We start from the raw sequence: 11,904 nt of genomic DNA on the forward strand, positions 1-11,904 counted from the left end.
TCTTGTAGTTTTGGAAAACTACGTACTAAGTTTAATAAAATAAAAATCAGATAATTATGAAAGTAGAACAATTATTTACCGGCTGTTTGGCAGAAATGGCTTACTATATTGAGTCAAATGGAGAAGCTGCCATAATTGATCCTTTAAGAGAGACTGAACCCTATATTGAGATGGCTAAGGCTGATGGAGCTAGAATTAAATATGTTTTTTTAACACACTTTCATGCTGATTTTGTGTCTGGTCAAGTTGATTTAGCTAAAAAAACTGGAGCAACTATTGTATTTGGTCCAAATGCAAATCCTCATTACGAAATTCATCAAGGAAAAGATGGAGAGCAATTTAAAATTGGTAATGTTACTTTAAAACTATTACATACTCCAGGTCATACTATGGAATCTTCATCCTATTTATTAATTGATAAAGATGGAAATACACCTTACGTATTTACAGGAGATTGTTTATTTATTGGAGATGTTGGTAGACCTGATTTAGCAGTAAAATCAGACTTAACTCAAGAAGATTTAGCAGGTCATTTGTTTGATTCATTAAGAAATAAAATAATGACATTACCTGATGATATTGTTGTTTATCCTAACCATGGTGCTGGTTCTGCTTGTGGAAAAAATATGAGCTCTGAAACTTTTGATACTTTAGGAAATCAAAAGAAAACCAATTATGCCTTAAGAGCAGATATGACAAAAGAAGAATTTATTAAAGAAGTAACAACGGGCTTAAAACCTGCTCCCCAATACTTTGGCAATAATGTTAGAATGAATAAAGGGGTAAATACTAGTATTGATGAAATTTTGCATAGAGGAACAACTCCAATTGATGCTGCTACTTTTAAAGAAATGAGTGAACAAGAAGATATATTAGTCATTGATACTCGTTCAAAAGATGAATATACTGAAGAAGGTACAGTTCCTGGAGCTTGGTACATAGGTGTAGATGGAGGTTTTGCTCCTTGGGTTGGAGCATTGATTACGGATATCAATCAAAAAATTATTTTTATTGCAGAAGGAGGAAGAGAACACGAAGTAGTAACACGTTTTTCTCGTGTTGGATATGACAATACTTTAGGGTATTTAAGAGGAGGTATACATGCGTGGTTAGCAGCTGGTTATAAAGTGGATAAAATTGGTTCTATTTCAGCTGTTCAGTTTGCAAATAAGCTAAAAGAAGGAAGTATTGAAGTTGCTCTTGATGTTAGAAAAGAATCAGAATATCAATCTGAACATGTAGTAGGGGTTGATAATTTTCCTTTAGACTTTATTCATTCAAATTTTGCAGAAATTAAATCGGATAAAAATTATGTGTTACACTGTGCTAGTGGTTATCGTTCATTAATTGCAGCATCTATTTTCAAAGCTAATGGAGTCAATAATGTGACAGATGTAAGAGGTGGTTTTAAAGATATAAAAGATACTGGAGCTAAACTAACAGAGTATGTTTGCCCAACAACATTACTGTAAATGTTCTTTTTTAATTTAATAATTAGGGAGTTTTAGAACTCCCTTTTTTTATTTAAATAAAGTAACAATGGTTACTATATGAATTTTAGTGTAACTTTACTTTTGTAAAAAATCAAAAACTCATGAAAACTACTATTAAATTATCATTATTGTTATTTTTAGCGTTATTGAATGTAAATTGTAACAATAAAAAAGCTTCAAAAACCATCACTGAATTTGGTGAAATTAATGTGGTTACACCCAAAGAATTTAAAGAGAAATCTATAAATAAAACAATTATTGATATTAGAACACCAAATGAATTTTTAGAAGGACATATTGATGGAGCAGTTAATATTAATTATTTTGACAAGAATTTTTTAGATGAAATTTCTAAATTAGATAAAACTAAGCCAATTTTTATGTATTGTAGGTCGGGTAATAGAACTTCTTCAGCTTCAAAAAAAATATCAAAATTGGGGTTTGAACAAGTTTATGATTTACAAGGAGGGATTTTAAACTGGGCTAAAACTAATCATGAAATTGTTAAATAAAATGTTAAGAAATAGTATTATAATTCTTCTGGTTTTAGGGGTTGTTTCTTGTAAAAACTCCTCATTATCAAAAAAAGAAAAACTGGAATATTCTAACAAAGGAAAAGAAATTGCACAAGCCTCATTTAAGGAACTAAGTGGTAAATTAATGGAACAGATGCAATTGGGAGGAATTGAGAAAGCAATTCCTTTTTGTAATATAGAAGCTTTACCATTAACAAAAGAAATGTCAGAAAAATACAATGTTGAAATTAAAAGAACTTCTAATAAATTAAGAAATTCTAGAAATAGAGCAACTGATAGAGAACTCGAAGTGATTCAAATATTTGAGAAATTGATGACTGAAAATGAAAGACTTTCTCCAATTGTAGAGTTAAATAACAATAGCCAAAAACACTTTTACGCCCCAATAATAATAAAAGCTAACTGTTTAGTTTGTCATGGAAAAGTTAAAGAAACGGTAACAATAAAGACGGATTCAATTATTAAATCTTTATACCCAAATGATGAGGCAATTGGTTATAATGAAGGAGATTTAAGAGGAATTTGGAGCATTACTTTTAAAAATTAATAAAGAATAGATAAATATGATAACAACATTAGAAATATTAAATTTAAAATGTGGAGGTTGTGCAAATTCAATAAAAAAAGGATTGCTTTTAATTGATGGAGTAAGCAACGTTTCAGTTGATTTGGAAACTTCAAAAGTAACTGTTGACATTATAGATAGTTCAATAATTAATGAGGTTAAAAATAAATTAGGAACCATGGGGTATCCTGAAGTTGGAGACTCAAATACAATTATACATAAAGCAAAATCTTTTGTAAGTTGCGCAACTGGTAGAATGTCATCAGACACTGAATAAGAATAATTTATGATGAAATTTTAAAATCGTTTATTGTGACTTTAATCACAATAAACGATTTTTTTTTGGTTAATTTCCAAACTTAAAAAGTTGTGTAACATAAAATTAATCATATGCTCAAACATTTTCAAATACTTATCATTGGTGGAGGTACAGCAGGAATTATGGTGGCTTCGATGCTTAAAAGAAAAAGTAAATCGGTAAATATCGCTATTATTGAACCTTCGGATACACATTATTATCAACCAGCTTGGACCTTAGTTGGCGCGAATACTTATAGTTTTGAAAAAACAGCAAAGCCTATGGGTTCATTAATTCCTAAAGGAGTTGAATGGATTAGAGAATTTGCAGATAAATTTGAGCCAGAAAATAATAGAGTAATTACTAAAAATGGAGCGGAATATACTTACGATTATTTAGTAGTAGCACCTGGTTTAAAAATTGCTCCTGAAATGATTTCAGGCTTAAAAGAAGCTATGGATAGAGGTATTGTTTGTAGTAATTATACAAATCCTAAACAAACTTGGGAAACTCTTAAAAAATTTAAAGGAGGTACCGCTTTATTTACGCAACCAGCTACTCCAATTAAATGTGGAGGGGCACCACAAAAAATAATGTATTTAGCAGATGAATATTTCAGAAAAAGAGAATTAAGAGAACATACTGATATTGTTTTTGCATTGCCGAGCGGTTCTATATTTGGAGTAAAAGTTATTGCAGATACCTTAATGGAGGTTATTGATAAAAAAGATATCAATGTTCGATTTTTTCATAAACTAGTTAAAGTTGATCCCGATAAAAAAATTGCTTGGTATGAAATTGAAAAGGATATAACTGCTGGAGGTTGCGTAACTATTGCAGATGGAGATGAAAAATCATTGGATAAAGACATTCAATATAATTATAAAGATGTTAAAGTGACAAGAAGTGGAGATAGGTATGGTATTTATTTTGACATGATGCATTTAGCTCCTCCTCAAAGTGCACCCGATTTTATAATTAAATCTCCACTAGCCTCTGAAACTGGCTGGGTGGATGTAGATAAAGGTACTATGCAGCACGTTAAATACCCTAATATTTTTAGTTTAGGTGATGTTTCAAACTTACCAACATCTAAAACTGGAGCTGCAATTAGAAAACAAGCACCAGTTGTTGTGGCCAATATTTTAAAATTAATTGAAGTAAACACATTAGATACCAAACAATATGAAGGATATACCTCATGTCCTTTAGTTACAGGTTATGGAAAAATGGTTTTAGCCGAATTTGATTACAGTCAAAATTTTGAGCCAGACCCAAAACTAAAACAATTCCCATTAATGATTTCTGATTCTTCAAAAGAACATTGGCGTTTATGGATGCTCAAAAAATATGGACTTCCATATTTATATTGGAACAAAATGATGAAAGGAATTGAAGTGTAAAATTAAATTATAAAAAAGCCTAAAGTACAACTTTAGGCTTTCTCTTTTCCAATAATTTTCCTCAATTAAAACTTGAAGGTAGCTCCAACTAAAAAGTTTCTAGTAGCTTGTGGGTAGTACCCTTGAACTTCAAAAGAAGTTCCAGGTGTAGACCAATAATCTAAATAGGTGTAACCTCTATCCACATATTCTTTGTTAAAAATATTGTTTACGAGTGCTGATAATACAATAGATTTAAAAGTAGATTTTGGTTTTATTTCATAAGTTAAATTTAAATCGCTAGTAAAATAGCTATCTAATTTTGAGGCTTCTGTATCTGTATTGCTTAAGTATTGTTCTCCAACAAATTTTGATAAAAAGTTAATAGTTAAACTTTCAACAGGTTGATAATTTAAATAGTTTCCTGCAATAATATTTGGAGAAAAAGCAATATTTGTAGTTCCTATATTTTTACTAGTATCATCTCTTTCTAAAATAAAGTTTTTAATTTTATTTGAACTTATAGTGATGTTTGGTCTCATAGAAAGCTTATTAGAAAGAACTATATTAGCATCAACTTCTAATCCGAAACGATAACTATCTTCAACATTTTCACGTAAATATTCTCCAACATCATTTAAACCACCTGTTTGAATTAATTGATTTTTATACAACATATAATATACATTGGTATTTAAAACTACTTTTTCGTTTTTTAAACGCCAACCCAATTCAAAATCGTTTAATACTTCATTTTGAACATCAGAACCGTTTTTAAAATCGTCTCTATTTGGTTCTCTGTTTGCTCTGGCATATGAGGTGTAAATACTATTTGTATTGTTAATTTTATAAGTTAATCCAAATTTTGGATTGAAAAAACTATAAGATTTATCAATATCTAAAGTATTTCTATCAGAGGTTAAACCATCAGTTTTGTAATTCACAAATCGTCCTTGTAAATCAACTAAACCACTTAAATTTTCGTTTAATTTAAAGGAAGCTTTTGAGTAAATACTAAATTCATTTTTTGTAGCATCGCTAAAATAATAACGATCTCTAATATTGGCATTTTCAGCAAATTGTTTGGCCCAAATTACTTCTCCAAAATGGTCTCCAGTATAATTACTGGCTGAAATTCCAGAAATAACTTCATATGCTTCATTTTTGTAATTGGCATTGAAATTTAACACATAAAAATCGTTGTCTAGCCATCTTCTAACAATAAGATCAGTTGCAGGACTTCCGTACCAATCTGTTCCAGTAGCTTCAACTATATTGTTGTATTTTGACACAGCACTACCTTCTTTGTATTGTTCAAAATACCCTTTTCCTTTGGTGTAATTTAACCCAAGGTTTGTAGACCAATTATGGTTTAATTTTTCATTCCAATGTAGTTGATAATGATCTTGCCAATAATTATCAGTTTCATTTTCATAAGTATAAGGGTTTTGTTTTCTGTCTTCTTTAAGTTCTTCAGCAGTTAGTCCATACCAAGCCTGATAAGTTTTTTCCTTATTTCCAAAAGTAATAGCCTTTATCAAGGTATTATCATCTACATAGGAGCCTTGTAAGAAATAGGATTTTAAATCAGAAAAAGCTCTATCAATATAACCATCAGAATCAATTTTGGAAAATCTACCAGCAATTTCAATATGGTCATTAATTTTACCAGTACTAAATTTTACAGTATGTTTTTGAGTATTATAAGAGCCAAAAGCACTACTAATTTCTCCATAAGCATTTTCAGAAATAGCATCAGTTAATAAATTTAAACTAGCCCCAAAAGCACCAGAACCATTGGTTGAAGTTCCAACACCTCTTTGTAATTGCATACTTTGAGTTGATGAAGTAAAGTCACCTAAATTTACCCAAAATGTACCTTGACTTTCAGTATCGTTATAAGGGATTCCGTTTAAAGTTACATTGATTCGTGATGCATCAGATCCTCTAACTCTAATATAAGTGTATCCAATTCCAGCACCTGCATCTGAAGAGCTAGTGACTGAAGGTAAATAATTAAGTAACATAGGAATGTCCTGACCTAAATTACGCTTTTCTAATTCTTCTTTTGAAATATTGTTATGCGTGACAGGAGACGATGGCTTAACGCGTACAGCGGAAACTAATACTTCATCCAAGCTTACAAAGCTGTCGGACATATTAATTGAAATGAATGTATCTTTAGTAAGGTTAACAGTTACTTCTTTAGGTTGACTAATAATACTAACAACCAAAGTATAAACACCTTTTTTTAAGTTTAACTTAAAGTTCCCATCAAAATCGGAGGTTACTCCTTTACTAGTTCCTTTAATTAACACACTAGCACCTGGTAACGGATTGTTTCCATCAGTTACTTTCCCGGAGAGTGTAAAGAATTCTTGTGCATTTGCATTTAAAGAAAATACAATAATTAAAAAAGCTACTAAGCTCTTCACTTTTTTAAATTTCAATTTTAAAAATGGTTTCATTTATGTATAAAATAAAACGATTTAAAAAGAGGTAATTAATCGATGTTTTGAATAATTATTTATTGTTTCCAAACATAATTTTTGTTTGAACATCCCTTAACAGCATTATCTGTTCAGGTTCAATGGGTTTGATCTCAGCCGTTTTAGGCACCCCTTTTGAGACACTGCAAATTTACCCTATATAAATTAATAAGCAATACATTTTTCAATTTTATTTTATCTAGTTTTACCCATTTTATTTTTAAAAACAATTTATTAGGATGAAAAAAATAAATACTTCAACAGGAAATTATAGAGCACTTTAGAGCAATTTGCAAAAAAACAAAATGCAATTTATTCAAGTTTAAAAATGGAGTTATTATTTAAGTTTTATTTTGGTTATTGTTTGTTTGCCAGTAGCTTTAAAATTAATAAATGGAACAGATATTTTTTTAGAATCGGCAGTTTGGTTTTGATATATTCCTTTTAAAAATGGGTTTTTAAGAAGTATGAAGGAGTTTCTCACTCGGTAGAGAGGCTACTAAAAGATATAGAAATATCTTAATAAATTACAATTCAGGCTTTCTTCGGAAAGCCTTTTTATAGGCTTGTTTTTTCTTTTTATCAATTCTTTTTTCAATACTTGATTTGCTTGGTTTTGTGGCTTTTCTTTTTTTTGGAACTTTTAATGAATTTTCAATTAATTTTAAAAAACGTTGTATTACTAGTTCTTTATTTTTATGTTGACTTCTGCTCTCATCACAACTTAAAAGTAAACTGTTTTCTTTGGTGAGTTTATTTTTTAATTTTTGAAGTAGTAATTCTTTTTCTTCTTTGGTAAATTCAGAAGAATTTTGAAGGTCAAAAACTAGTTCAACTTTGGTGGAAACTTTATTTACATGTTGCCCGCCAGCACCGCTACTTTTAACGGCTTTAAATTTGAGTTCTTTTATTAGTGCTTGAGTATTCATTTTTTTGGAGTAGGAAATCTTTGTAGGTTGTGCTTGGAGTTTAAAATTTTATTGATTTCTTCTACAGCAAAATTAAATCTGTTTTTTTTACTTCCAGTAAGTAAAATATATGGACGATTATTTTTTTTTAACGCATTTTCAAAGGCATTAAACATTTCTAGGCGTTCATTAGGTCGGTCTCTGATATCATCTTCTTCCCAAGGAGTATCTATATAGGTTAGTAGATATAAATCGTAAGTGTTTTGTTTTGCAGCTTTTTCTAGTTTAGTATCAACAAAACCCCCATAAAACTCTTCAGAATATACTTTGGTTTCTAATAAATCTGTATCACAAATTAAAATTCTATCCGCTTTTGCAGCTAATTTGTTTTCTAATTCCATTTGTCCGTAAGCAATAGGAAGCAAATCTGAATTTTCACAAGTTTTACGTTCATTGTTCCATTTGTTCTGCAAATATTCACGTGCATATTCAGGAACCCAAACCGTATTGTAATGGCGAGCCAATTGTTTAGATAAAGTAGTTTTACCCGTACTTTCAGGTCCAAATAATACTACTTTTACAATATTTCTATCGGTTTGTTTAAGAGTTTTTTCCATTTTAGGTATCCATAAATTGCAATAATAGTAAATATAAGGTATTGAAAACTTGTAAAAGTAAATCCTTTATAAAAATATAAAGGAACAGAAATAATGTCACCGATAATCCAATAAATCCAATTTTCAATTTTTTTTCTAGCCATTAACCACATTCCAACAAAAAATATAGCAGTGGTTATAGTATCAACATAGGCAACCCAACTTGTCCATTTATCAAAGCTTTTATAGATTACAAAAACAAAAATTAAAGTTGCAATAAAAATAAGAATGGAAAATGAGTTTTCTTTTTTAGTTGTTTTTGTAATAGGTGTGTTATGAGTAGCATCAACTTTTCGAGTCCAAATATACCAACCATAAATACTCATAATAAAGTAATAGGCATTAATCATCATATCACCAAGTAGCCCCCATTTTAATAATAGATAAACAAAAATACTGGTACTAATCATTCCTGTTGGATATACCCATATTTTATTGTTTTTTGAATACCAGACAGATAAAAAGCCGAAAATAACAGCAATAATTTCTAATACAATGTCTAAAGTTTCGTATTCATGATATTGACCAAAAAGATAATTGAAAATTTCATTCATATTTTAAATAGCTAAATCTAAATTGTTTTCAAAAGCAGTACCAATTACCACTAAATCGGCTCCGCTTTTATAAGCATTTTGTAATTGTTTTTTTGATTTTATACCTCCTCCAACAATTAAAGGAATTGAAATATGTTGTTTTACTGTGGATATTAATTTAGAGTTTACTGGTTTTTTTGCACCACTACCAGCTTCTAAATAAATAAGTTGTTTTCCTTTATACATTCCAGCAATCGCTGTTGAAACAGCTAATTCAATATTTTCTTGAGGTATTGCAGTTGTTTTACTTACTTTTAGTACTGAAGAAATTGTTCCGCCATCTATTAAAATATAGCCTGTAGGAATGATTTCTAAAGTAGAGTTTTTTAAAAATGGAACCGCTTTAATTTGTTGTTCAATTAAATATTCTGGATTTCTACCTGAAAGCAGCGATAAAAACAATAAAGCGTCTGCGCTATTGCTAATTTGGGTGTAATCTCCAGGGAATAAAATTAAAGGGATTTTCGTGTTTTCTTTAATTTTTTTAGTTACAATCTCCGTTACTTCTTTTTTTACAGTACTACCACCAATAAAAATATAATTGGCATTTAAGCCTTCAATTTTTTGAGTTATTGATGGAATTTCATCTACAATAACTTTTTCAGGATCTATAAGAATAGCTAATAACTTTTTTCCTTCTTTGGAAGCTTTTTTTATGGATGCAATAATGGATTTACTCATGGTAATTATCTATTGCATAAACTAAGGTAAAACCTCCCAATTGTTCAAAATAAATACGGTATTTTTTATCCCAATCCGTTGCTTTTATATAACCAGTTGTTTTTTTGTCAGAAATTTTGAATGAATCAATATCTATATCATTTTTAAAAGTAAGCCCTCCATAAGGATAAATTTTATACAAACTTTCTTTTGCTCCCCAAATAACAGTTAATTGTTCTAAATAGTCATCATCTTTATGTATAAAACCTCTTTCAAAATTGACAAATTTATGTTGGATGATTTTTATTTTTTCTCTGTTTTTTTCAATATCAATTCCAACTTCAACATCACTAATTATAAGTGCTGAAAATGTAAAAGAATGGGTGATTGAAATATGCTTGTTATCTTTTAAATGAGGCTTCCCATTTCCGTTATACAATAAATCAAAATCAGTATAACCAGCTTCTTTTAATAAATGTCGAACACTTAAAAAGCCGCGTTGGTGCAGTTCAGACTTCATTGAAAGTAATCTATCTTTACTTCTATTAGTTAATGATACTGACAATGCTAATTCATCAAAAGATTCTTCAATTTTCCAAACATAAATTGAAGTATACTTATTAGGTCTAATGGTTTTAAATAAAGGCATTTAGTTTTTTAAAAGGTATTTCGTACTTTTGCAAAATCGTAAACAAACATTTTTTTGTTTATAAATAAAAAAACAAATTTAATAAATATGAGTACAGAAACATCAACTTACGTAAAATATAAAGTAAAAGATATCAATCTTGCTGAATGGGGACGTAAAGAAATTCAATTGGCAGAGGCTGAAATGCCTGGTTTAATGAGTTTAAGAGAAGAGTATAAAGGGCAAAAGCCTTTAAAAGGGGCAAGAATTGCAGGATGTTTACACATGACGATACAAACAGCTGTTTTAATTGAAACGTTGGTGGATTTAGGAGCCGAAGTTACTTGGAGTTCTTGTAATATATTTTCAACTCAAGATCAAGCAGCAGCAGCAATTGCAGCCGCTGGGATATCTGTGTACGCGTGGAAAGGAATGACGGAAGAAGAATTTGATTGGTGTATTGAACAAACATTGTTCTTTGGCGAAGATAAAAAACCTTTAAACTTAATTTTAGATGATGGAGGAGATTTAACCAATATGGTGTTAGATAAATACCCTGAATTAGCGAAAGGGATTAAAGGGTTATCTGAGGAAACTACAACAGGAGTTCATCGTTTATATGATAGAATGAAAGCAGGAACATTACCTATGCCAGCCATAAATGTAAATGACTCTGTAACAAAATCTAAGTTTGATAATAAATATGGATGTAGAGAAAGTTCTGTTGATGCTATTAGAAGAGCTACTGATGTAATGTTAGCGGGTAAACGTGTGGTGGTTTGTGGATATGGAGATGTTGGTAAAGGAACAGCAGCTTCGTTTAGAGGAGCTGGTTCTATTGTTACTATTACTGAAATTGATCCAATTTGTGCATTACAGGCTGCTATGGATGGTTTTGAAGTAAAAAAATTAGATACCATTGTTGGAAATGCCGACATTATTATTACAACTACAGGAAACAAAGATATAGTTCAAGAACAACATTTTGAAGCAATGAAAGATAAAACCATTGTTTGTAATATTGGACATTTTGATAATGAAATTGATATGGCTTGGTTGAACAAAAATTATGGATCTACGAAAGTTGAAATTAAACCTCAAGTTGATAAATATACTTTAGGTGAAAATGAAATTATTGTATTAGCTGAAGGACGTTTAGTTAACTTAGGTTGTGCTACAGGGCATCCAAGTTTTGTGATGAGTAATTCATTTACCAACCAAACATTGGCTCAATTAGAATTATGGAATAACAGAGAAGCTTATGAAAATAAAGTTTATATGTTGCCAAAACATTTAGATGAAAAAGTTGCTCGGTTACATTTGGCAAAAATTGGAGTTGAATTAGAAACCCTTCGTGAAGACCAAGCAAAATATATTGGAGTAAAAGTTGAAGGGCCTTATAAGCCAGAATATTACAGATATTAATAGCTATAAATTTCTGATAAAAAAAGCTTCATTATAAAATTTAATGAAGCTTTTTTATTATTTTGCGCTTTATATGGGGATGTAGCTCAGCTGGCTAGAGCGCTTGACTGGCAGTCAAGAGGTCGTGGGTTCGACTCCCATCTTCTCCACTTACTAGTACCAAGGCTTTTAGGACACTGAAAGCCTTGTTTAGTTTTAAAAGAAATGTTAAAATTTAAATTGTTTTTTGAAAAAATTAAGATAGATTGTTAACTTGCCAGCTAAACCCTAA

At 30.0% G+C, this 11,904-nt stretch carries 12 protein-coding genes and 1 tRNA gene; 7 read left to right on the forward strand and 6 right to left on the reverse strand.

Features of this window, described 5'->3' with window-relative positions:
* Positions 1–56 precede the first annotated feature (56 nt).
* The 5 genes from ACFQZW_RS00820 to ACFQZW_RS00840 all read left to right on the forward strand — a co-directional run bounded on the left by ACFQZW_RS00820 (position 57) and on the right by ACFQZW_RS00840 (position 4,295).
* A complete protein-coding gene (locus ACFQZW_RS00820) occupies positions 57–1,472 on the forward strand; it encodes an MBL fold metallo-hydrolase (protein ID WP_298264824.1) in 1,416 nt (471 codons plus the stop codon).
* 122 nt (positions 1,473–1,594) lie between these two features.
* Positions 1,595–2,005 carry a rhodanese-like domain-containing protein gene (locus ACFQZW_RS00825; RefSeq protein ID WP_372802363.1) on the forward strand — a complete coding sequence of 137 codons (411 nt, stop codon included), beginning with the start codon at positions 1,595–1,597 and terminating at the stop codon, positions 2,003–2,005.
* On the forward strand, positions 1,989–2,576 hold the full coding sequence (locus ACFQZW_RS00830) for a Tll0287-like domain-containing protein (protein WP_298264827.1): 588 nt from the start codon (positions 1,989–1,991) through the stop codon (positions 2,574–2,576). The genes ACFQZW_RS00825 and ACFQZW_RS00830 overlap by 17 nt, the downstream gene beginning before the upstream one ends.
* 16 nt (positions 2,577–2,592) lie before the next feature.
* The gene (locus ACFQZW_RS00835; protein WP_298264828.1) at positions 2,593–2,871 is read left to right on the forward strand and encodes a heavy-metal-associated domain-containing protein; all 279 of its coding nucleotides are present in this window, start codon (positions 2,593–2,595) and stop codon (positions 2,869–2,871) included.
* Between the two features lie 113 nt (positions 2,872–2,984).
* A complete protein-coding gene (locus ACFQZW_RS00840) occupies positions 2,985–4,295 on the forward strand; it encodes an NAD(P)/FAD-dependent oxidoreductase (protein WP_386781297.1) in 1,311 nt (436 codons plus the stop codon).
* 65 nt (positions 4,296–4,360) lie between these two features.
* Here the strand turns inward: ACFQZW_RS00840 and ACFQZW_RS00845 are convergent, their stop codons facing one another.
* The 6 genes from ACFQZW_RS00845 to ACFQZW_RS00870 form a co-directional block, all read right to left on the reverse strand.
* A complete protein-coding gene (locus tag ACFQZW_RS00845) occupies positions 4,361–6,709 on the reverse strand; it encodes a TonB-dependent receptor (RefSeq protein ID WP_386781298.1) in 2,349 nt (782 codons plus the stop codon).
* Positions 6,710–7,290: 581 nt separating this feature from the next.
* Positions 7,291–7,692 (reverse strand): alternative ribosome rescue aminoacyl-tRNA hydrolase ArfB, encoded by a 402-nt coding sequence (gene arfB, locus ACFQZW_RS00850; RefSeq protein WP_298286797.1) that lies wholly within the window; start codon positions 7,690–7,692, stop codon positions 7,291–7,293.
* The gene (locus ACFQZW_RS00855; protein ID WP_298264834.1) at positions 7,689–8,288 is read right to left on the reverse strand and encodes an ATP-binding protein; all 600 of its coding nucleotides are present in this window, start codon (positions 8,286–8,288) and stop codon (positions 7,689–7,691) included. The genes arfB and ACFQZW_RS00855 overlap by 4 nt, the downstream gene beginning before the upstream one ends.
* Complete coding sequence (gene pnuC, locus ACFQZW_RS00860) at positions 8,249–8,881, reverse strand: nicotinamide riboside transporter PnuC (RefSeq protein ID WP_298286799.1); 633 nt, start codon at positions 8,879–8,881, stop codon at positions 8,249–8,251. Before pnuC ends, ACFQZW_RS00855 begins: the two co-directional genes overlap by 40 nt.
* Positions 8,882–8,884: 3 nt before the next feature.
* The gene (locus ACFQZW_RS00865; protein WP_386781299.1) at positions 8,885–9,601 is read right to left on the reverse strand and encodes a geranylgeranylglyceryl/heptaprenylglyceryl phosphate synthase; all 717 of its coding nucleotides are present in this window, start codon (positions 9,599–9,601) and stop codon (positions 8,885–8,887) included.
* Positions 9,594–10,229: a 4'-phosphopantetheinyl transferase family protein gene (locus ACFQZW_RS00870; RefSeq protein WP_298264837.1), complete on the reverse strand. Its 636-nt coding sequence runs from the start codon at positions 10,227–10,229 to the stop codon at positions 9,594–9,596. Before ACFQZW_RS00870 ends, ACFQZW_RS00865 begins: the two co-directional genes overlap by 8 nt.
* Before the next feature lie 87 nt (positions 10,230–10,316).
* On the opposite strand from ACFQZW_RS00870, the gene ahcY reads away from it, so the two are divergent.
* Both ahcY and ACFQZW_RS00880 read left to right on the forward strand, forming a co-directional pair.
* Entirely contained in the window at positions 10,317–11,633 is a 1,317-nt protein-coding gene (gene ahcY, locus ACFQZW_RS00875; protein WP_298264838.1) for an adenosylhomocysteinase, read from the forward strand.
* A gap of 75 nt (positions 11,634–11,708) precedes the next feature.
* Positions 11,709–11,782: transfer RNA gene (locus ACFQZW_RS00880), tRNA-Ala, on the forward strand.
* Positions 11,783–11,904 lie beyond the last annotated feature (122 nt).

Source organism: Lutibacter aestuarii, from assembly GCF_042676885.1.
GTDB lineage: Bacteria > Bacteroidota > Bacteroidia > Flavobacteriales > Flavobacteriaceae > Lutibacter > Lutibacter aestuarii.

Bases quoted from the DNA above. Each gene is read 5' to 3' on its own strand.
- ACFQZW_RS00820 (WP_298264824.1), top strand. From the start codon at position 57: ATGAAAGTAGAACAATTATTTACCGGCTGTTTGGCAGAAATGGCTTAC.
- ACFQZW_RS00825 (WP_372802363.1), top strand. From the start codon at position 1,595: ATGAAAACTACTATTAAATTATCATTATTGTTATTTTTAGCGTTATTG.
- ACFQZW_RS00855 (WP_298264834.1), bottom strand. From the start codon at position 8,288: ATGGAAAAAACTCTTAAACAAACCGATAGAAATATTGTAAAAGTAGTA.
- ACFQZW_RS00865 (WP_386781299.1), bottom strand. From the start codon at position 9,601: ATGAGTAAATCCATTATTGCATCCATAAAAAAAGCTTCCAAAGAAGGA.
- arfB (WP_298286797.1), bottom strand. From the start codon at position 7,692: ATGAATACTCAAGCACTAATAAAAGAACTCAAATTTAAAGCCGTTAAA.
- ahcY (WP_298264838.1), top strand. From the start codon at position 10,317: ATGAGTACAGAAACATCAACTTACGTAAAATATAAAGTAAAAGATATC.
- ACFQZW_RS00835 (WP_298264828.1), top strand. From the start codon at position 2,593: ATGATAACAACATTAGAAATATTAAATTTAAAATGTGGAGGTTGTGCA.
- ACFQZW_RS00870 (WP_298264837.1), bottom strand. From the start codon at position 10,229: ATGCCTTTATTTAAAACCATTAGACCTAATAAGTATACTTCAATTTAT.
- ACFQZW_RS00840 (WP_386781297.1), top strand. From the start codon at position 2,985: ATGCTCAAACATTTTCAAATACTTATCATTGGTGGAGGTACAGCAGGA.
- ACFQZW_RS00830 (WP_298264827.1), top strand. From the start codon at position 1,989: ATGAAATTGTTAAATAAAATGTTAAGAAATAGTATTATAATTCTTCTG.
- pnuC (WP_298286799.1), bottom strand. From the start codon at position 8,881: ATGAATGAAATTTTCAATTATCTTTTTGGTCAATATCATGAATACGAA.